At 43.4% G+C, this 19,977-nt stretch carries 19 protein-coding genes and 1 riboswitch; of the genes, 4 read left to right on the forward strand and 15 right to left on the reverse strand.

Going from position 1 to position 19,977, the window contains the following annotated elements:
• Positions 1–35: 35 nt before the first annotated feature.
• The gene (locus ATL39_RS12585; RefSeq protein ID WP_120193710.1) at positions 36–902 is read right to left on the reverse strand and encodes an SDR family oxidoreductase; all 867 of its coding nucleotides are present in this window, start codon (positions 900–902) and stop codon (positions 36–38) included.
• 256 nt (positions 903–1,158) lie between these two features.
• Here ATL39_RS12585 and ATL39_RS12590 point away from each other — a divergent pair, with 256 nt between their 5' ends.
• Entirely contained in the window at positions 1,159–2,043 is an 885-nt protein-coding gene (locus ATL39_RS12590) for a TetR/AcrR family transcriptional regulator (RefSeq protein ID WP_120193711.1), read from the forward strand.
• Between the two features lie 12 nt (positions 2,044–2,055).
• Positions 2,056–3,486, forward strand: a complete 1,431-nt coding sequence (locus ATL39_RS12595) for an MDR family MFS transporter (protein ID WP_120193712.1) — start codon at positions 2,056–2,058, stop codon at positions 3,484–3,486.
• Between the two features lie 77 nt (positions 3,487–3,563).
• Here the strand turns inward: ATL39_RS12595 and ATL39_RS12600 are convergent, their stop codons facing one another.
• Positions 3,564–4,169 (reverse strand): DNA-3-methyladenine glycosylase, encoded by a 606-nt coding sequence (locus tag ATL39_RS12600; protein ID WP_120193713.1) that lies wholly within the window; start codon positions 4,167–4,169, stop codon positions 3,564–3,566.
• A 148-nt stretch (positions 4,170–4,317) separates the two neighbouring features.
• Here ATL39_RS12600 and ATL39_RS12605 point away from each other — a divergent pair, with 148 nt between their 5' ends.
• Positions 4,318–4,674, forward strand: a complete 357-nt coding sequence (locus ATL39_RS12605) for a helix-turn-helix domain-containing protein (protein ID WP_120193714.1) — start codon at positions 4,318–4,320, stop codon at positions 4,672–4,674.
• A 133-nt stretch (positions 4,675–4,807) separates the two neighbouring features.
• On the opposite strand, the gene sinI is transcribed toward ATL39_RS12605, so the two are convergent.
• From sinI to ATL39_RS12625, 4 genes are all read right to left on the reverse strand, one after another.
• Entirely contained in the window at positions 4,808–4,918 is a 111-nt protein-coding gene (gene sinI, locus ATL39_RS12610; RefSeq protein ID WP_120193715.1) for a DNA-binding anti-repressor SinI, read from the reverse strand.
• A gap of 36 nt (positions 4,919–4,954) precedes the next feature.
• Positions 4,955–5,040, reverse strand: a riboswitch (cyclic di-GMP riboswitch).
• A gap of 274 nt (positions 5,041–5,314) precedes the next feature.
• Entirely contained in the window at positions 5,315–6,511 is a 1,197-nt protein-coding gene (locus ATL39_RS12615; protein WP_120193716.1) for a class I SAM-dependent rRNA methyltransferase, read from the reverse strand.
• 5 nt (positions 6,512–6,516) lie between these two features.
• Positions 6,517–7,557 (reverse strand): AbrB family transcriptional regulator, encoded by a 1,041-nt coding sequence (locus tag ATL39_RS12620; protein ID WP_170146926.1) that lies wholly within the window; start codon positions 7,555–7,557, stop codon positions 6,517–6,519.
• Positions 7,558–7,605: 48 nt separating this feature from the next.
• Entirely contained in the window at positions 7,606–9,030 is a 1,425-nt protein-coding gene (locus ATL39_RS12625; RefSeq protein WP_120193718.1) for an MFS transporter, read from the reverse strand.
• A 146-nt stretch (positions 9,031–9,176) separates the two neighbouring features.
• Here ATL39_RS12625 and ATL39_RS12630 point away from each other — a divergent pair, with 146 nt between their 5' ends.
• Positions 9,177–9,638, forward strand: coding sequence for a hypothetical protein (locus ATL39_RS12630; protein ID WP_120193973.1), 462 nt, complete (start codon positions 9,177–9,179; stop codon positions 9,636–9,638).
• 152 nt (positions 9,639–9,790) lie between these two features.
• On the opposite strand, the gene ATL39_RS12635 is transcribed toward ATL39_RS12630, so the two are convergent.
• The 9 genes from ATL39_RS12635 to ATL39_RS12675 form a co-directional block, all read right to left on the reverse strand.
• The gene (locus ATL39_RS12635; RefSeq protein ID WP_120193974.1) at positions 9,791–10,258 is read right to left on the reverse strand and encodes an LPXTG cell wall anchor domain-containing protein; all 468 of its coding nucleotides are present in this window, start codon (positions 10,256–10,258) and stop codon (positions 9,791–9,793) included.
• A 135-nt stretch (positions 10,259–10,393) separates the two neighbouring features.
• Positions 10,394–10,918, reverse strand: a complete 525-nt coding sequence (locus ATL39_RS12640) for a DsbA family oxidoreductase (RefSeq protein WP_120193719.1) — start codon at positions 10,916–10,918, stop codon at positions 10,394–10,396.
• Positions 10,919–10,988: 70 nt separating this feature from the next.
• Positions 10,989–11,927 carry an NADP-dependent oxidoreductase gene (locus ATL39_RS12645; RefSeq protein ID WP_120193720.1) on the reverse strand — a complete coding sequence of 313 codons (939 nt, stop codon included), beginning with the start codon at positions 11,925–11,927 and terminating at the stop codon, positions 10,989–10,991.
• 61 nt (positions 11,928–11,988) lie between these two features.
• The gene (rbsK, locus tag ATL39_RS12650; RefSeq protein WP_120193721.1) at positions 11,989–12,873 is read right to left on the reverse strand and encodes a ribokinase; all 885 of its coding nucleotides are present in this window, start codon (positions 12,871–12,873) and stop codon (positions 11,989–11,991) included.
• 108 nt (positions 12,874–12,981) lie between these two features.
• Entirely contained in the window at positions 12,982–13,794 is an 813-nt protein-coding gene (tagH, locus tag ATL39_RS12655; RefSeq protein ID WP_120193722.1) for a teichoic acids export ABC transporter ATP-binding subunit TagH, read from the reverse strand.
• 17 nt (positions 13,795–13,811) lie between these two features.
• The gene (locus ATL39_RS12660) at positions 13,812–14,618 is read right to left on the reverse strand and encodes an ABC transporter permease (protein ID WP_120193723.1); all 807 of its coding nucleotides are present in this window, start codon (positions 14,616–14,618) and stop codon (positions 13,812–13,814) included.
• A 104-nt stretch (positions 14,619–14,722) separates the two neighbouring features.
• Positions 14,723–15,991: a CDP-glycerol glycerophosphotransferase family protein gene (locus tag ATL39_RS12665; RefSeq protein ID WP_120193724.1), complete on the reverse strand. Its 1,269-nt coding sequence runs from the start codon at positions 15,989–15,991 to the stop codon at positions 14,723–14,725.
• Between the two features lie 408 nt (positions 15,992–16,399).
• Complete coding sequence (tagD, locus tag ATL39_RS12670; protein ID WP_120193725.1) at positions 16,400–16,798, reverse strand: glycerol-3-phosphate cytidylyltransferase; 399 nt, start codon at positions 16,796–16,798, stop codon at positions 16,400–16,402.
• Between the two features lie 265 nt (positions 16,799–17,063).
• Positions 17,064–19,940, reverse strand: coding sequence for a CDP-glycerol glycerophosphotransferase family protein (locus ATL39_RS12675; protein WP_120193726.1), 2,877 nt, complete (start codon positions 19,938–19,940; stop codon positions 17,064–17,066).
• Positions 19,941–19,977: the final 37 nt, after the last annotated feature.

The raw sequence follows: 19,977 nt of genomic DNA on the forward strand, positions 1-19,977 counted from the left end.
AAGAACTCCCGGCGGCTGCCGGGAGTTTTTCTATCTTAAGAGGACATAAAGTCCCCGCCGTTAATATGAATACACTGACCAGTCATATAGGATGATTCATCTGAAGCGAGCAGTACATAAGCCCCTACGTGCTCAGAAGGCTGGCCGGGACGGCCCATAGGTGTATCGGTACCAAACTGCTCCACGGATTCCCCATCAAAAGTAGAAGGGATGAGCGGCGTCCAGATTGGGCCGGGCGCTACCATATTAACCCGAATGCCTTTTTCTACAAGACTTCCCGCCATACTTCTTGTAAAACCGACGATTGCTCCTTTTGTTGCTGTGTAATCAATCAGAATAGGATTGCCCCGATAAGGGTTAATAGAAGTTGTATTAATGATCGAACTGCCGTTCTTTAAATGCGGAACGGCAAATTTGGTTACATGAAAAACAGAGTAGAAATTCGTGCGGAACACTTTATCAAGCTGTTCAAAGGAAATATCCTGTATATCATTCTGCGGATATTGAATAGCTGCATTATTTACTACGATATCCAATTTCCCCAATTCACTGACGGTTTTTTCTACAATATCTCTGCAGACCGTTTCTTCCGATACGTCTCCAGGAAGAAGCAGTGCCTTTACTCCCTCCTGCTCCACCAGCCGCTTTGTTTCCTCTGCATCTTCATGTTCATTGTAATAGCTGATCGCTACATGCGCACCTTCTTTGGCGTATGCCATTGCAACTGCACGGCCTATACCGCTGTCTCCACCCGTAATGAGTGCTACGCGGTCTTTCAGCTTATCTGCGCCTTTATAATGATCCGGCTGAACCGGATGGGGATCCATTTTAGATTCAACCCCCGGCTGCTCCGGCTGTGTCTGGTTGGGCTGTCCTTCGGTCTGTCTTTTCGAAATGTCCATATATATCCTCCTGTTGTTTTGTTTGAATGACTTTCGGCAATACTTTCTTTCTTCCCCCTCTTTTTCTTTTGAAACAACAATCAGCCATTTTTTTCTTTTTTTATCCAAAAAATGGCTTCCGGAGTACAATAAATATTTATTTCGGAAGCAGAAACATTATTCTTGACTTTAACGAATGGGTTCGATAAGATAAATCATGGCAAAAAACTTGGTAGTTTTATAGAAACCCATTAGTTTTAAGGAGAAGAATGTATTTATGACCAAAGAAAAAAAGCAGTTCATACTCAATAAAAGCATGCATCTATTTTCCGAAAGAGGCTTTTACAAAACATCGGTTCAGGATATTGCTGAAGCCTGCCGGATGTCTAAAGCCTCTATTTATAAATACTTTGAAAACAAAGAAGATATTCTTTTAAACATTGCTACCCACAACCGCGACCAGATGATTGCCAGCTCAGAAGCTATTCAGATGGATACCTCGCTTACGCCCAGAGAAGCTTTTAAAGCGAAAGTAATGGAAGAAATCCGCGGGTTCATAGGCAAGAGGGAATTCATTTATATGCTTCAGCAGGCTAAGCCCCAGCAGTCGCAGAGAGTAAACGAGCTGATGAACCAAAGCTACGGCATTCTGCTGAACTGGCATAAAAATATGCTGCTGGAAGGGTTTGGAAGTGATGTTCAGTCCAATATCTGGGATGTAACTATTTTATTTAAAGGCTTCACAAGAGAAATAACGCTGCTACTGGATAAAAAGAAAGAAGAAGACGTGGACTACGAAGCTATCGCGGAATTTGTTGCATCAAGTATTGAAGCCGTTATTGCGTCTGGAAAAACCAGAAAACCGCTGTTTTCTGCCGAATATATGGCTCCTTTTATAGAGGACGGGGAAACAGACCAGCACCAGCCTTTCGAAAAAAGGTGGAATAACAGCCTTTTGGAGCTTCAGGCAGCTGTAAAAACAAAACTTCCGGAAGAAAAACACGACTACTTTCAGCAGGCTGTGCGCCAGCTCAGAGAAGAAGTGGGCCGCACGCACGTAAATGCCATTATTGTCGACGCCCTTTTTTCACACTTACGCCAGCAGAATGAAATTGAAAAAGAAGCAGTTCATGCTGAACGCATTTACCGCTCAGAGCACTAGGAGGATAGAGAAATGACAGACACTACGACCGGAAAAGAAATTAACACGCGAATTATCGTTTCTATTTTAATTACAGGGGCTTTTATTGCCGTATTGAATCAAACGCTGCTGGCTACGGCAATTCCAACTATTATGGGGGACTTAAATATTGATGCCTCCCAGGCTCAGTGGCTTACTACTGTATTTCTTCTCGTTAACGGCATTATGATTCCTATTACGGCTTTTTTAATTGAAACGTTTACCACCCGCCGCCTGTTTATGGCCGCTATGGGGTTGTTTGCTGCTGGTACGATTATTGCAGCTGTTTCTCCCACATTTGGTATTCTCATTGTCGGTCGTATCGTACAGGCAATGGGGGCAGGAATTATGATGCCGTTAATGCAGACCGTTTTTCTGCTTATTTTTCCTATTGATAAACGCGGAGCGGCTATGGGGCTGGTCGGTATGGTTATTTCGTTCGCCCCGGCGATCGGTCCTACCTTATCGGGATTAATTGTGGATAACTATTCATGGCGCCTGCTTTTTTATATTATTTTCCCAATCGCCATTATCAATCTGATTGTTGCCTATTTTAAGATGACCGATGTAACTACATTGAAGCATCCAAAGATGGACATCCTTTCTATTATTTTATCCACCTTCGGTTTTGGCGGTCTGCTTTATGGATTCAGTACGGCAGGTTCAAGCGGATGGGGCGCACCCGTAGTGACCATCACCCTGGCTGTCGGAGTTGTTTCGCTGATTGCCTTTATCACACGACAGCTCAAGCTGCCTACTCCTATTCTTGAGTTCAGAGTTTTTAAAGATCCTATTTTCACTTTGACTACCGTCATCACGATGATTGTCTTTACGGCCATGATCGGGGCGGCTACCATTCTTCCTTTATACATTCAGGATGCCAGAGGGTTTTCCGCTCTTCAATCCGGTCTTATTCTGATGCCGGGAGCTATAGTAATGGGCATCTGTTCTCCTATTACCGGCCGTATTTTTGATAAGGTTGGAGCACGCTGGCTCGGTCTTATCGGCATGGCTTCACTCGTAGGTGGAACTATTCCTTTCGTCTATTTTGACGGTATGACCTCTCTTACCGCGATTGCCACGCTGCATGCGTTTCGTATGCTCGGTATGGCCATGGTAATGATGCCGATGACCACAGCCGGTCTTAATCGACTGTCAGAGGATTTAATTCCACACGGAACGGCCATGACAAATACAATGAGACAAGTGGCAGGATCCATCGGTACGGCGGTTCTCATCACTATTATGAGCAGCGTCGCTGCAGGTTCGGCAGCTGCCCCGTCTGCTGCATTGATAGAAGGAGTTAACACGGCATTTCTAGTCACAGCGGGAATTTCCCTTCTCGGACTGATTTTATCCTTCTTTATAAAAGGAAAGAAAAAGCCAAGAGAATCATTCCAGCCTGCTTCCGAAAAAGGAAGCTAGTCTTCCCCACAACAAAAAAGCCTGCAGAAAATGCACGCCCGGCGGTGTACTAAATTAAATGTAAAGCCCGATACTCTTTAGGGAGTACCGGGCTTTTTCCTGCTTTTCGATACATAGCGGCTGGCCGGATCCCAAAACCGCCATGGGTAATTCACCGCTTCCCCGCTGTTATCAATACCGACCCGCGGCCCCGATGCGATATCTTCCGGGGCGCTTCCCTCCAGCAGATAGATAGAGGCATCTTCGTAGCAGCATTTGGCGTAATCTTCCATAGTAATGCCCATTGCTTTCGTCAGTTTGCCGGGTCCGTTCGTCCATTCCAGTTCCTTCCGGCCGTTTCTGCGGATCTCCATTAAATCCCGGCCGGAGACGGGTTCTACAGCTCTAATCAGTACAGCCTCCGGATTGTCTTCTGGAGCGGATACAACATTAAACAGACAGTGGGTATGCATCGTATAGGTGTATACATGCCCCGGCGATGCAAACATGATCTCTGTTCGTTTCGTACGTCTGGCACCATAGCTGTGAGCCGCCCGGTCTTCAGGTCCTATGTAGGCTTCTGTTTCTACTATTCTGCCGGCCGTCCTCCCTTCGGAGGTTTCTTTTACAAGAGTTTGTCCAAGCAGTGCTCTGGATAATTCCAGGGTCGGCAGATGAAAAAATTCTTTTTTAAGGCGCTTCATTGCATTTTCTCCTCTTTATTCGGGATAAAATAGCCGAAAATAGTTACTTCGACTCATGATTGGAACAATATAAAGAACTATAATGTTCTATATAACGTATATCCATTTATTTATTCATTCATTTTCTTTTAGGGAGGGTAATCCGTACATGATTGGTGAAAACATACGAAGGTACCGAAAACAAAAAAGAATGACATTGTCAGATCTTGCTTCGACTACCGGTATCTCCAAATCGTATTTAAGCTACATTGAACGAGGAATTAAGCATAATCCCTCTATTGATGTTCTTGAAAAAATCACAGAAGCACTCGAAATTAATATCTCCAGTATTATTACTGATACACCAGCTCCTTCGTCAGAACATGGAGTCATCGACGAAGAATGGCAGGCCTTAATTCAGGAAGCAATTCAGGCCGGTATCAGCAAAAAGCAGTTCCGTGATTTCCAGAAATTTATACGCTATGAGAAGTGGACTTCATTTGAAAAAGATAAGAATGCCAACTAGTCTTTTCAGGACATACAAAGAGCATGTTAAAACAATACATTTGTTTTAACATGCTCTTTACGTGTAATAGATGGTAAAAAAGATAATAACACCCTTTTTCATCGTTGTATACTACCCTTCAATTCTGAAGCTGTTACTTCTTAACTTTTTGAAAAAAGGCAAGAACCTCATCTTTAGACATCCCTGCTTCTTTAGCTTCTCGTATCAGCACGCGCCATTCATAATCCAATTCTTTTGTTTCCAATCTTTCCAACCTCCCAAGCCTTTATAGGATCTCTCCCCAGGCAGCCCAGCCATCTTAGCATATAGTACCTTAGACCTGTAACTTTGCGTACACATTTTTCAATGAACTTGCCTTTATCTGGAGGTTGATTTTTATATTCTATCACCACCCTGGCGGCAAGTAAAATAATCAGATTCGAAAATCTTATTTTTCCCTTCTGGCATACTGCCTGCCCTGCATCTTAAAACACGAAAACCGTAATAGACATTGTTCCAAAAGCGGTCTACGGTAAAAAAGGACCTTCCTTCATAAAAAACCTCGTACGCCTTGAAAAAGGAATACGAGGTTGTTCATGTGTTTTCTTTTTATAAAACGGAAAGCGGCCGGCAGTGTATTTTTTACCTGGCAGGCATTAGATTATTTGGTTATTTCTATAAATACCACTTTTAAATAATCTCCTTCTTTGTAAGAAGCCGTATATGGGTGATCATCAGGCAGACGAACACGTTCAGTTACATTTTGTTTTACTTCCGCTTTGGTGCAGGCTTTATCAATCTGCTTTTGGAATGCCTTCATTCCAAAGCCGCCGAAATTTGTTGAGGCAATAATCGTTCCACCGTCCTTTATGATAGAAATAGCATCTACGAGCAGGGAAGTGTAATCCTTTGCTGCAGAAAACGTCCGTTTCTTTGTTCGTGCAAAGCTTGGGGGATCGAGGACGATCACATCATATGTGATATTTTTCTTTTTAGCATAATCAAAGTAGGCAAACACATCCATGATCCGTATTTCCTGATCTTCACTTATAACCCCGTTCAGCTCAAAGTTTTCCTGAACGCGTGATTTGCTTCTGTTCGCTACGTCAACATCCACCGTTTTTGCAGCTCCGCCGTGATGGGCGGCTACTGAAAAAGCACCGGTATAGGAAAAAGTGTTCAGAACGGTCTTACCCGCGGAATACTCATCGCGCAGGCGTTTTCTTGCTTCCCGCTGATCCAGGAATATTCCAACCATCGCTCCGTCATTCAAATATACCGCAAACGTCATTCCATTTTCTTTAACGTGCAGCGGAGCAGGAGCCTCTTTTCCTTTTACAAAGTCATCGCCTTCGATATACTGTCCCTGCTGCTGAAAGCGCCGTTTCTCATACAGGCCTTCATAGGCGGTCACAGCCTCCAGCGCGCGGATGATAAGGGAGCGAAACGCATAGATTCCCGCACTGTACCACTGCAGCATATAGTAGCCGTTAAAATAATCAATGGTCAATCCGCCGATGCCGTCTCCTTCGCCGTTAAATATGCGAAATGCAGTCGTTGATTCATCCTCGAAAAATGCCTTTCTTCTCTGCAGGGCAGCACTGAGTTTTCCAACAAAAAACTGCTGGTCAATGGCTTCCTCTTTTTTGTTTGTAAGAATCCAGCCGATGCCTTTATTTTGCAGCCCGTAATAGGCTTTCGCGATAAATTGGCCCTGCGGGGTCATTAAATCAAAAACGGTCCCTTCTTCTGAAAGCTTTTCCCTTTTATTGACCATATCTTCATGGATTAAAGGATACCCCTTTTGAAACGTTTCAACAGCTTGTTTGGAAGCAGAAATTTTCATTGTTTCAGTCATTTATCTCATCCTTCATTTTTTAATATCATGCGGTCGATCCATTTAACAAGAAAAGGAAGCAGTAAAAACAATACAATTACACGAATAATATGAAGAGCAGATACAAGCGTTGGTTCAAGCTGCAGGGCAAAAGCTGTAGAAGACATTTCCGCCGCACCGGCAGGAACTGTGCTGAGCAGGCTTGTTATGTAAGGAAGCGGAGTCATTAACGTAAACAACCCTGCCAATAAGAGGCTGAGCAGCAGAAAACACTGCAGAATGCCCAGACTCGGCAAACCGATACTTTTCACACGTACCAGCGTTTCCCTGTCAAAACGGATGCCTACCATAGCTCCGATAAGCGCCTGTCCGACGCCCGCCGCATATCCCGGCGGGGCAAAACCGGGCACGATCCAATTCCCGATTATAAATCCAAAAATAAGCGCATAAAGAAGGGCTCCACCGGGAATCTTAACATATTTATTTAATATAATAACCAGTACGACAATAAATAACAGCATTGGAAAACCGATAAAAGGATTCCATACCCCCGTGTCCGCGGGAGTTCCTCCAGACGCAGCCTCCGGATAAAATACCGCAGCCGACAATGGGATAAGAAACACAAAAAAAGTAATACGGGCTGTGTGAAAAGCTGCAACAATCCGGTCATCAGCCCCGTAATCCCGGCTTACGCTGATTACTTCCGAAGCTCCTCCCGGTACGCAGCAGAAAAAAGCGGTCTTTACGTCCAGACTGGTCCATCTGTACATCAGCATTCCAAATACGAGCCCCATCATTAACGTAATGGATAGCGTAACGATCAAAGGCATAATATAAGCCGGCAGAACGGCAAAAAGCTCTGTATCCATTAAAAAACCAATATTTACTCCTACCAGAGCAAGGGCAGCCTGAAACGGCCACCCCTCAAAGGTAAAGCGTTTTATAAAAAGTCCCGTAAAAATGCCGGCCAGCAGTGCTCCAAAAAGCCAGCCGGCCGGCACGCCGGCTGCAGAAAATAGACTGCCAACTGCAATGGCTGCTGTGATGAATAAGCCTTTCTGCCACATAATGACGGCTCCTCCACTAAACATTTTAAATCAACTTTTTTTAGTATATCATGATTTTCCAGGCTGCTCTGTTTGTTCCGGAGAAGAAGTTCCCGCTTTACGGAAGGATCCGGAAGAAAAATAAAATACAGCAGCGTTGATTACGGCCATAACAGCCATTCCCATAAAAATGTTGCTGTAAATGCCTGCATGCCCGGGAGAAAAATGAAGCGGATTATAAGCTTCTGCCCCTGTATATTGATTTAATAAGGCGCCTACTACCGCCCCTCCGAACGCACCGGCCATAAAATTAAATAAATTGTATACGCCCATGCCAACACCCGTTTCTTCTGCCGGAAGAACAGAAGAAATCAAGTTAGCCGTAGCTGTCTGCAGAAAAGGAAAAGCAACATAACTTGCTACAAGAGCCAGGCTCACAAGTAAGGGAGAAGCTCCGGCCGCAATAGATAGAGAAGTGAAACCAACCATCGTTAAGCCAAGAGCAAGAAATACCATCGGCCAGCTTCCAAACCGATCCGTCCATAAGCCCGCAATTCTCCCCATAAAAGCAGCAGCTATCGCTCCGGGAAATAACACGAGACCTATCGCTGTTGTGCTGAGGTTATTTACATCATCCAAAAGAAGCGGCATCATAAACATCATGCTGAACATCGTAAGAATACCGAAAAAACTTGTTATCAATGTCGTCCGGTACGCATGGTTTAAAAAGAGGCCGGGCTTTACAAACGGCGTTTCCACATGGAAAATCCACCAGATGAATACCGATAAAAAGATAATGCTGATACCAAGGTACAACCAGCCGAATGTCGTAATAAATAAAATAAAGAAGCCAACCCCCACTGCCATAAAAAAAGCACCCGGCAGATCGACTTTTCCGGATTTTGGTTCTTCTTCTGGAAGCCATTTATGAAAAAACGGAATAGTGATGACAACGAATATCGATACTAAAAACAAGTAGTTCCAGGCGAAAGCACCGGCGATCAAACCACCTGCAATCGGGCCTATCCCCGAGGCAAAAGCCATTGTCGAAGACACAATGCCCAGCACCTTGCCCTGTTCTTCCTTAAAAAACCGGGAAGGAGCTATAAATACGAGAGCCGGCACCGTTGCAGCTCCGGCGGCCTGAACCATTCTTGCGGCTACGACCATAATAAAATGAGTAGAGAAAAAGCCGATAATGGAACCGACTGCAAATAGAATCAATCCTACCGTCAGCAGCCGCTTAAACGGATACAGGTCAGCAAGCTTTCCATATACAAGCGCTCCTACTGCATAAATAATAATATATCCCGTCACTACCCAGCTCACCTCGGAAGGAGACAGGGAAAAAGCGTCAGCAATATCCGGCACGGCTATCATAAACATAGTGGAGTTCATAACGGAAAACATCAAAACCGCACACAATAAAACGATAATTCTTCTTTTAACAGATCTGCTGAGCGTTACAGCACTGTTTATATTTGAATCCGGCACGGGCAGCGCCCTCCTTTTTTCCTTTTTACACAACTAGCAGTGTACCATATATTTCCCGTTTCGAAATAATTTCAGCCCTGGTATTTTTAATAGTTACGGCGAAATATATGATATACTGTAACGATGAAAAAAAGATCGGAGGATTTATGCTTACTTTTGAAGAAAAAATAAAAATTGCAGAAGAATTTGTCGAGCTTGAGAAAAAAGAAGTGTCCATGGGACGCGTTAACTTTCACTTTGAAGAAAGTGACTACGATAAGAAGAATGTCGTTTATCATCTTCATCCGAACGGCAATGGATTTGTCTATGCTGAACTGGTATCCGGCGTTAAGACAGACGACCGGGGCATGGTGAATATTCGTGAATACTCAGCTGAAGACTTCAGGAACCTGATTAAAGAAGCACTGGCCTCTCTTCAGACAGATGAGTCTACGGAAGAAGAGTTTGAAATTGAGGAATGGGAAAATATAGAGGATCAGCTGCTCGTTTTGATGCCGGAAGAAGACGGCTGGAATGTCTATGCCGGACTACAGCTGGACGGAACATTCAATACGTATGGAGAAGCCATCGACTATTTGGAAAAAGAAGGATTCAAAAGGGTATTATAATGAAAAAAACAGCAGCCTTTGACAAGGCTGCTGTTTTTTTTCATTAAGTGAGGGGAAAATAGTCCACGTTACTTCTATATTACGTTTTATTTAGACAAAAAGGCCTGCATCATTTCGCAATGGATTATCTGGGAATGGTCCATGCGGAAAAATTATGACTGGGTTACTTTTCTACGAATAAACAGTACAGCTCCAGCTCCTGCAGTCAGGGCACCAAACAGCATCATCATTGGGTTGGCCGTGGCCGTTTCCGGAAGGGCTCCGCCTTCTTCTGTGACTTCCTCCTCAGCCGGCGCTTCGGAAGTAACGGTCTCTTCTTCAGGCGTCTCGTCGTTTTCTGTTACTTCCGATGTAGTATCATCTGATTCTGACTGTTCTCCATCAGTTGAATCATAACCCGGCAGACTTTCACACGGAATGCCGTCGTTATCATTACCATCCAGGCGCTCCGGATCATTGTCGACTGTATATCCATGCTCGTCCCAGTGTGCCACCGCATCCTCATGTGTAGCAAAATCATCGCAATCGAAATCTTCCCCATGGCCGGCTTCCGTTGCTCCCGCACTTCCAAGACTGATAACAGCTACACTGCTCAGTCCTATTATCCATTTTTTCAACATGTGTTTGGTTCTCCTTTTTAGTTGCTATGTACCATTCCCTGCCTTTAATATGCCATAAAAAGAAAATATATACAATGAATATTTAGAAAATTCAGCGAATAAAAACCTCTCTCAGTGAATGAGAGAGGTTTCTGCTTATTCTTTATTTAATAAATTTTGAAGCGATTCATAGGTCTGAGCGCCCATAACTCCCTGCTGGTTCACAATAAAGCAGGGGACTCCTGTAATACCTATCTGTTCGGCAATCTGCCTGTCTTCCATAATTTCCTGTTCAAATTCTCTATTTTCTACAGAGAGTCGGAATGCCTCTCCGTCAAGTCCTGCCTGTTCAGCAATTGCTGTCAAAGTGGAAATATCGTTAATATTCCTATCTTCCTGAAACTGGGCTTTGAACACCGCATCATGATAGGCATCTGCTTTTCCATGCTTTTCCGCAAATTTAGCTCCTTCATGAGCGTAATGGGAATGGCTGCTCTTATCGTTCCATTTCATATCGAGCCCATACTGCTCGGACATCCGTTTTACGTTAGCTCTCGCCTGCTCCATGTAACCTTCCGGTTTAGGAGGAAGTTCTACGCCTTCCGGCTTTAATTCAAATGACCGCCATTCGATTTCTACTTTCTTTTCCTCAACCAACTGGTTAAGCGGGGCACTCCCGATAAAACAGAATGGTCATAAAAAGTCGCTGAATACTATCATTTTCTGTTTCTCTTCCATATCCGTTACCCTCCTATGATTTTACCTGAATGACAATCTTACCACGGGCTCTGCCTTTTTCGCTTGCCGCGTGCGCTTCCTGTACGCCTTCTTCACTAAGTGGAAACGTGCTGTCAATGAGTACCTTCAGCTTGCCCTGAGCGTAAAGATCCGCCAGCTTCTGCAGGCGTTCCCCGCTTTCTTCGAGCCAGACGGATCCAGCCTTCACTCCGTATTTATCGGCTTTTTCCTGATCCGGCTGTCCGGCTATTGATGGAAGCTTTCCTCCTTTTTTCAGAACGGAATAGCTTTTTTCGAGTACATCACCGCCAATTGTATCTAGTACAATATCTGCATCCGTAACTATTTTCTCGAAATCCTCTGTTTTATAGTCAATTACTTCATCGACTCCCAGATCTTTTAACGTTTCAGCTTTTTCCGCACTTGCTGTAGCAATAACGTGGGCGCCGAAGCTTTTTGCAATCTGCACGGCAAAGTGGCCGACACCGCCTCCGCCTCCATGAATAAGCACTTTATCTCCAGCTTTCATTTCAGCAAATTCCACCAGGCACTGCCATGCCGTCTGTCCGGCAAGCGGCACCGCTGCTGCTTCATCAAAGCTCATATCTTCCGACATAAAGGCTGTCCGATTTTCCGTTGTTTTTACATATTCAGCGTAAGTGCCGCGGTTGTTGTTTGCTGAGCGGGTAAATACTCTGTCGCCTTTTTTAAACCTGTGGACATCGTCCCCTGTTTCCCGTACTACTCCTGCTGCATCCCAGCCTAAAATAATAGGAAAGTCATAAGGAAGCATATCTTTCAAATAGCCTTCTCTTAATTTCCAATCAATTGGATTCACGGAGGTTGAATATATTTCAATGACGATTTCATCGTTTTCCGGCTCCGGCCGGTCTATTTGTTCTTCGGTAAGCTGTTCTTTACCACCGTATTCATTTATTACAATTGCTTTCATTATTGTTCCACATCCTTTTTTTATTCTCTCCTTCTATCCCCTTACTTTTAGTAATACAAACCTATCTGACATTCATCATTTTTTTCTGAACTTCTTCATAAGCAGGCATTCCTGTCTGAGCCCCCATTTTTTCTACGGATATAGAGGCAGCCGCATTGGCAAACGCTACGGCTTCTTCTATCGATTTACCTTTCGCGGTCATCATGGCAAATGCTCCGTTAAATGTATCACCTGCTCCCGTTGTATCCTGTACCCGGCTGTTAAAACCCGGATGTGACTTTATCAAATCCCCTTCCCGCCACTGTGCTCCTTTGGCTCCGAGAGTTGTAATAAGTTTCTGCTGGATTTTTTCTTCCGCTGCGGTAAACAACTGGGCAGCCTCTTTTTCATTAGGCGTTATATAATCCGCCATCTCCCACAGTTCTTCCGGCATATTCAATGCAGGAGCGGGATTAATTATAAGAGGCAGCTCATATTCCCTGCACTTCTGCGCTGTATGTATAATCGTTTCAGGCGGTATTTCAAATGCCATCAGGACTACGTCGCTCTGTTTCAAAATATCCAGATGCTGATCTATATAGTCAGGCGTCACATAAGCGTTGGCTCCCGCCGCAACGATAATACGGTTATCGTCATTTGTTAAAAGAATAGAAGCCGTTCCCGTTGAAACGCCGGGCACAGTTTTTACATACAGGCCGGCTATACGGCTTTCTTCAAGATAAGCGAATAGTTCTCTGCCAATATAATCTTCTCCTGTACGGCCTATAAAATTCACATCCGCCCCGAGCCTCGCGGCAGCTATCGCTTGATTGGCCCCTTTTCCTCCAGGTGCTGTTTCAAACCGTTCCCCTATAATGGTTTCTCCCTGTTCCGGAATTCTGCTGCAGGTTGTGATTAAGTCCATATTGATGCTCCCTATAATGGTAACGACAGGTGTTTTTTGCATAATCGGCTCCTTTTGCGACTGTTTTTCCGTATTCTTTTTTTATACGACTATTTAAAGCATCCGTCAATGCACAAAAAAAGCGGCCGCTGCCGGCCGCTCTGTTTTATCTTAGGAAGAAGCCGGTTCTGACGTTTTCCGGCTTTGTTTTCTAAATCCTTCTTCCCTGAATTCTTTTTTCTTCTGCTTGCTGAGAAGGTTGTATTCTTCAAGAAACGCTTCATAATCTTTCAATACTTCTTCGAGGGGGCCGTAATCTTTCTTTTCCCCGAATTCAAGCCACAGGGCTTTTGTGCAGAATTCTTTCATTTGGCTGATCGAATGGCTCACAAAAAACATCGTCTTTCCCTGTTCTTTGAATTCCCTCATTTTATCAAGGCTTTTCTTGGCGAAGGCACGGTCCCCGACGGAAAGGGCCTCATCAATAATAAGAATATCAGGATCGATACTTACATTGACGGCAAAACCGAGTCTGGCCTTCATTCCGCTAGAATACGATTTGACCGGCTGATCTATAAACGCCTCCAGCTCGGAAAACTCGATAATGTCGCTTTCCATTTCCTTGATCTGTTTTTTGGAAAAACCGAGCATTAAGCATTTCAGCTCAATATTTTCCCGCCCGGATAGTTTCAGGTCAAGGCCTGAGGAGACGGCAATAATGGCTGAGTCCCCATTTTTAATCAGCTCTCCGTCAGAAGGCGGCACTACTCCTGCCAGAATACTGGACAAAGTCGATTTACCTGAACCATTGACTCCGAGAAGACCGATAATGTCTCCCTTTTCCGCTTCAAACGAAACATTGCGGAGTGCGTAAAATTCTTCGCCGTAGCTTTTAGGAAGGAGCATGTCTTTCAGCCGCTCTGATTGTGATTCATAAATTTTATATTTTTTTGTTACGTTTTTAGCAATAACTGCTTTTTCCATAGGTGCCCCTTCTTCCATTAAAGGAAATCAACAAAATGGCGGCGGAAGCGGACGTGAAGAGCCGCTCCAATAATAAAAAATACCGCAACCGTTCCCCAGAAATACAAGGTATATTCCCACTGGTCAATAAAATACCAGCCGTCTCCGAAATAGGCAGCCCGGTATCCTTCCACAAGATAATACAGTGGATTCAGCTGCATAGCCGACTGAATGGCCGGAGGCAGGGAATCGGTTGTCCACAAAAACGGCGTCAAATAAAGCATGACGCGGATAGAGGACTGGATAAACATTTGAATATCGCGTATTAATACCGTAAGCGTAGATGAAATTAATACAAACGATACAACCAGTGCGATGGTGGCAAATAAAAAATAAGGAAACTGCACGTAATACATATTCACGGGATACCCCGTAAACTGCATATAAATTCCTACTATCACCATTAAAGCCAGATGGGGATAGAGCTTGGAAAAGATCACATACGTCGGTATAGCACTTGTTGGAAAATTCATCCTGGCTACCATTTTTATCTTTGTAAATATCGATTTAGACCCCTGGGTAACCGCCGGCTGCACAAAAAACCAGATCGTAATTCCGGCCATCATCCAGTTCAGAAAGGGAACGCCTTCCACGCCTGTATTGCCGCGGATGCCGTACCCAAACACAAACCAGTAGATGGCAATAAAGATCAGTGGATTTATTATTTCCCAGGCGATGCCTAAATAGTTGTTTTTGTTTTTGCTTTTAATTTCATACACGGACAGCCTTCGTATTAGATAAAAGCTTTGGTACAGTTCTTTACAAATGAGTACTGCAGATTTCATAAAGGTTCCCTCTTTTGCCGCTGCATTAGGAAAAAATAAATTCAGGCTGCTTTTTTATTCCGGCAGCTTTTGGAATCGTTCCGGCAGTGCAGGCACTATTTCTTTTATTTCAAAAACACCCGCTCTACTACGCGCTTGGAAGCATTGCCGTCTTCAAGGACATTGTAGTTGTTTTCGAATATCTCAAATTCTTCTTTGTAGCGTTCCATAATTGTATCCGCCTGCCTGATCTCTGAAATGATTTCGTCTGTCGTACGGACGAGCGGACCCGGAGCCTCTTTTTCAAAGTCAAAGTAGAATCCTCTTAATTTATCACGGTAGCTTTCAATATCATAAACAAAGAAAATCATTGGACGTTTCAATACACCATAGTCAAACAGGACAGACGAATAATCGGTCATGAGAATATCGCTGATAATATACAAATCACGGATATCTTCATAGTTGGACGCATCATATGCAAATCCCTCATGCTCGGTTACGTCCACCTGGTCTGATACAAGATAATGCAGACGGAGAAGCACAACGTATTCATCTCCGAGTTCTTTTTGCATCTGGTCGAGATCCATTTTCAGGCTGAATTTGTAACGGCCGATAAAATGGTATTCATTGTCTCTCCACGTCGGGGCATACAGCACTACTTTTTTATCGGCAGGAATGCCAAGCCTGCGCTTAACTCTCTGCACATCTTCTTCTTTATGATGGACCAAGTAATCATTTCTCGGATAGCCTGTTTCCAGCAGATTTTTATCATAGCTGAAAGCACGGCGGAAGATGTCTGTGGAATAACGGTTCGGGGATATTAGATAATCCCACCGGCTTGCTTCATTGACAAAATTCTTTTTGTACGTTTCTGTCGTAGTGCCGGGCATAAGCACCTCTTCCATATCCAGTGCCAGCTTTTTCAAAGGCGTACCATGCCATGTCTGCAGATAAACCGTTTTTTCCGGCTTTGGTATCCATTTGGGAAGCCGGCTGTTAAATACCCAGTATTTCGCTCTCATCATAACCATAAACCATTTAAGAGTAAACCGTGGGAGCATATTAACATTATGCTCTTCAAATTTAGCTTTGTAGCGGTGATCCACGCTCCAGTAATACGTACGCTTTGGATCCTGTTCTTTTAAGTACTCGTACACGGCACGTGGATTACAGCTGTACTGCTTGCCGAAAAAGCTCTCAAATACGACAATATCTTTTTTACCGGGAAGCCTGCCGATTAATGAAAGCAGCGAACGCTGCAGGCTTTTGCTTTTCTTGAATTTTTTATAACGCTTGGATGTATTTTTTTTAATCTTTCTTACTTTTTTAAGGTAAGATTTTTTTATTTTATTTGAAGATTTTTTTATCCTCTTAACGGAAAGTTTTTTCATATCGCTGAATCCTCCACTGGCTCTATCTATTAGAAAGCAATGCCGGCTGTTTCTAAAACAGCAGCGGCGGTATATTCCTCATCAGGGTATGTCTCAGGCGTGCTGCATTTTCCTGTTATTAAAGCCGTTTCTTTCTTCGGCAGCTAAAAGGCCGACCTTATATAATATAGCAGGAATTCTTCTGATTTTGAACTGCTTAAATTGCTGTAGGGTATATGACCACCCGGCAGAGGAGGTTTTTTTCTTTTTATATTTTTTTTGTAAAAACGTAAAGAAAAACCTGACACACAGCCAGGTTTATTGGCACCGTCCTTCTATGCAGGCATAGAAATTCTTGTGACTTTTATGCAAAAAAAGAGAGAGCACTACGTTCCCCTCTCTTTATCGCGATATATTCAGCTTTGATTTTTAGTAGTTATTGACAAGAAGAAGTTCTTTTTTAATTTTAGTCGTTGAGATGTTTGCAGTTCTAGGCAGGTAAACGACATCACAGTAAGGTTTAAGAAAGTCGAATTCGCCTTTCCAGTCATCTCCCATGACAAAGGTGTCAATCGAGCGGTCTACTACATCTTCAAGCTTCTGTTCCCATTCGTTTTCCGGAATAACTTCATCTACATACCGGACAGCTTCCAGGATCATTTTGCGCTGTTCATACTGATAATAGGCTTTTTTGTTTTTCAGGGCGTTAAACTCGTCTGTTGAGATTGCAACAATCAAATGGTCCCCAAGGTCTTTAGCGCGCTTGAGCAGGTTGATATGGCCCCAATGCAGCAAGTCAAATGTGCCGTACGTAATAACTTTTTTCATAACTAATGCCCTCCTTGTTAAGCTTTATGTGTTTTATTTGTATTTATTCTCAGATAAACATGTTAAGTTTTTTTAATTAAAATTAATATAAAATTTACTTTCTACTGGTTGACTTTTATACTATAACACACATACATCGCCGCAATCATCGAGTAATCATGGAAATATTGCCCAATGATTTATAAAAATATGTAACAAATTCAACAAAAATTACACACTTTTACTTAATTCAAAAAAGAGCACCCAAATTGGGCGCTCTTTTTATTTAATTGGAATTATTCAACGCATCGAGAGCTTCCTGATAAATACGTTCTGCGTTATTCTGGTCAATATGGGTAAAAATGGATGATTTCTTTTCAGACACAGACTTTTTTTCCTGAAAAGACTGTTCAATATGACCGCGGATGCTGTTAATCAGATTATGCTCCGATTTAACAGTATCACCGAGAAATGTTTCGGCGCGCGGCCGCAGGCTCCCTGTTTTAAAGAAGCTTTTTGCATCAAAATGATAAAAGATGACAGGCTTTCCCATATAGCTGAAATCAAACGATACGCTGGAATAATCGGTAATCATCAGGCTGCCTTCCTTCAAAAGTTCCTGAACCGATACTTCACCGAGCTTCACTACACGGATGTGAGATGAGTTATCCACAGTAAAGTGTTCTACATAAGGCTGCATCCGGTAGTGGGGATAAAAATCAAGATCTACGTCATAATCGTCCAGCATTTTATGAAGCTCTTCGTTGTGGATAAGTGACCTGTATTTTTTATAATACGTAGACTCCAGAAATGTTTCTTCATTATGAAGCCATTCCCTCCAGGTAGGCATCAATAAAATCTTTCTTTTCGGGGCGGGACTTTCAAGCAGTTCATCAAAACGCGACAGCCCGGTTACTTTCACTTCCCCCGGGCTGTAGCCCATCTTTTCTACTACCATCTGCTTTTCCATTTCCGAACTGACACAGAAGATATCAAATGGATAGTGATAGTACTTCTTATCATACTCCACCTTTTTACGGCCGAGTACGCCATGCTGGAGGAAAACTTTTGCCGCTTTCTGATATGAAACCATCAAAGCCCCTTTAAAAGGCAGCAGGTATTCAATATCGTGGGAACCAAAAAACGCATCGGCTTCAAGCGTTTTAATCACATGTTCGTCGCTGCCTGCAGTTAATACGTTTCCAAGGGGAATAACTTTTTCATAATCTTCAGCGCCTTCCTCTATCACGTAGTAGGCATCAATTTCCGGATGGTGAAGCCGGCAGTATTTAAAAAAGTGATAGCCTGTATCCTGTGCTGTGTCAGGCCTTTCACCGATAATCCATGTATAACTTTCCGTGGAACGCGTATACGTCTCATTTTTTTCTTTCAGCCAGGCTGCATGCTTTTTGGAAAGAAGGGCTGTTTCTATTTTGATATTGCCCCGCGGAGTGTAGACCGCGTAGTATTCAAGCACATTTTTTTCTGTTTTTAAAGAATGGGAAGCAAGAATATGGTCTTTGTAGTAGGTGAAGCTTTCCCGTCCAAGCTTTCTTTCCCGGGTATATCCGCCCAGCTCCACACGGATGTAAAGATCAATGGTATCTCTATCGTTATGAATGGTTTTGAGCTTATCGAGCGGCAGTTCCGCTTTAAAGGCGTCATCCTTTTTTTCATATGGAACAAAAAGAACTTCCTGCTCGGTTTCTCTGCTCCTTGCGATAATCGCAAGCGTCTGCTCATCCGGAGCAGATGCCTCTTTTGCATTAAAGGAAGCGGTTCCTTCTATATAAAAGCTGTTGTCATTTATGCTGAATTCCGCTATATCTCTTACAATGCCTGCCTCTTTGAGCATGTAGGCCAGACGGTTGTTGACCGTAGTGTAAAAAAACCCTTTGTACACATGATCACCCCGGCGCCATTCTTTTCTCGGTTCGGCTTCCAAAACTTTCGGCCTGATTTTAAAACGGTATTCCATCAGGCGCGCATCCACCTCCGCGCTTAAATATACTTCATAGCGCGAAGCCTCTTTATTTCCGCCGAAAAAAAGCGATTTTTCCGGGAGACTGCATGTGAACGTGTACTCTTTTTTCTGCAGGTTTCCTTTTGCCGTATCCATCGGCGTACGAACGACTTCACTGGTTTGTTTATCAAACAGGCAGAGATGAAACGCATCTACTTCGTATTTGCCCCATTGGAAGCTTCCGCTCATGTGTACTTTATTGTTTTGATATACAGACTTCCAGGCAAACACGTTTACCAGGTCTGTAAATACTTTAAAAGAAAAGCCTCCGTTGGAGGTGCGGTATGGACGAATCCGCCGTATGCCTCCGTCGACCACTGCACGGTGATAAGCCCCGCGCAGAAATTCCTTTGTATCTATATCGATCCGATAAAGCCTTCGCTTATCTGTTTTGATATAAAAGTGAGCGTCCCATAAACCGCCGGAAAAAGACGGCTCCGACGATACCCAGTCTGCCTGCCAGAAATAATCATTCAGCCAGTTGACCTTCAATGATTTGTTGAGCACTCTTCCCCTTTTTTTCAAAAGAATACCTGAAGAAGAAGGGGCAGGTACGTCTGATAGTATTTTTCTGTTTCCCATTCCGGTAATGCGGTATGTGTCTCCGGACCGCTCAATATCCACTACTTTTACAGGCATGTCCTTCAAAGTATCTTCGTTCCAGGCTTCTCTTCTCGTAATATTTAAATACCCTTTTGGTGTTTTATACGCTTTTAAAAAAGCCCTGTCGCCGTAATACAGCTTTTCCATATAAAGTTTATCTGCTGCAGGGGCGAGCAGCCTTGCTTCTGCTTCTGTCTCTTCCCTGCCATCAGACAAAATCACATAGATTTCCCAGTTGTTGATATGCGGCGTTACTTTATGTAAATAAAGGGATTCAAGCGGTATTCTGCAGACAAATGAGACTTTCCCCGCCTTATCTTTTTTCGGTTTCACTACATTCCATTCTATCGTATCCACTGCAAACTGATGATCTGCATTTCCTGAATGAACAACTTTTGCAGTGGAATATTTTTTAATTTTTCTATATGTGATTTCAGCCGGCAGGGAGGTACATGTGCCTTTAATCACCCATTCCGTTTCATTTACATTCACATTCGTTACTTTAGCCGATACGGCCTTTTTATTCAGTGTAGTCATTTGAAAAACCTCTTCCGTTCTTCTTCATTGATTTTTA

This window comes from Sinobaca qinghaiensis (assembly GCF_003610495.1).
Taxonomy (GTDB): Bacteria; Bacillota; Bacilli; order Bacillales; family Marinococcaceae; genus Sinobaca; species Sinobaca qinghaiensis.

Bases quoted from the DNA above. Each gene is read 5' to 3' on its own strand.
- ATL39_RS12585 (WP_120193710.1), bottom strand. From the start codon at position 902: ATGGACATTTCGAAAAGACAGACCGAAGGACAGCCCAACCAGACACAG.
- ATL39_RS12590 (WP_120193711.1), top strand. From the start codon at position 1,159: ATGACCAAAGAAAAAAAGCAGTTCATACTCAATAAAAGCATGCATCTA.
- ATL39_RS12595 (WP_120193712.1), top strand. From the start codon at position 2,056: ATGACAGACACTACGACCGGAAAAGAAATTAACACGCGAATTATCGTT.
- ATL39_RS12600 (WP_120193713.1), bottom strand. From the start codon at position 4,169: ATGAAGCGCCTTAAAAAAGAATTTTTTCATCTGCCGACCCTGGAATTA.
- ATL39_RS12605 (WP_120193714.1), top strand. From the start codon at position 4,318: ATGATTGGTGAAAACATACGAAGGTACCGAAAACAAAAAAGAATGACA.
- ATL39_RS12615 (WP_120193716.1), bottom strand. From the start codon at position 6,511: ATGACTGAAACAATGAAAATTTCTGCTTCCAAACAAGCTGTTGAAACG.
- ATL39_RS12620 (WP_170146926.1), bottom strand. From the start codon at position 7,557: ATGTGGCAGAAAGGCTTATTCATCACAGCAGCCATTGCAGTTGGCAGT.
- ATL39_RS12630 (WP_120193973.1), top strand. From the start codon at position 9,177: ATGCTTACTTTTGAAGAAAAAATAAAAATTGCAGAAGAATTTGTCGAG.
- ATL39_RS12635 (WP_120193974.1), bottom strand. From the start codon at position 10,258: ATGTTGAAAAAATGGATAATAGGACTGAGCAGTGTAGCTGTTATCAGT.
- ATL39_RS12645 (WP_120193720.1), bottom strand. From the start codon at position 11,927: ATGAAAGCAATTGTAATAAATGAATACGGTGGTAAAGAACAGCTTACC.
- rbsK (WP_120193721.1), bottom strand. From the start codon at position 12,873: ATGCAAAAAACACCTGTCGTTACCATTATAGGGAGCATCAATATGGAC.
- tagH (WP_120193722.1), bottom strand. From the start codon at position 13,794: ATGGAAAAAGCAGTTATTGCTAAAAACGTAACAAAAAAATATAAAATT.
- ATL39_RS12660 (WP_120193723.1), bottom strand. From the start codon at position 14,618: ATGAAATCTGCAGTACTCATTTGTAAAGAACTGTACCAAAGCTTTTAT.
- ATL39_RS12665 (WP_120193724.1), bottom strand. From the start codon at position 15,991: ATGAAAAAACTTTCCGTTAAGAGGATAAAAAAATCTTCAAATAAAATA.
- tagD (WP_120193725.1), bottom strand. From the start codon at position 16,798: ATGAAAAAAGTTATTACGTACGGCACATTTGACTTGCTGCATTGGGGC.
- ATL39_RS12675 (WP_120193726.1), bottom strand. From the start codon at position 19,940: ATGACTACACTGAATAAAAAGGCCGTATCGGCTAAAGTAACGAATGTG.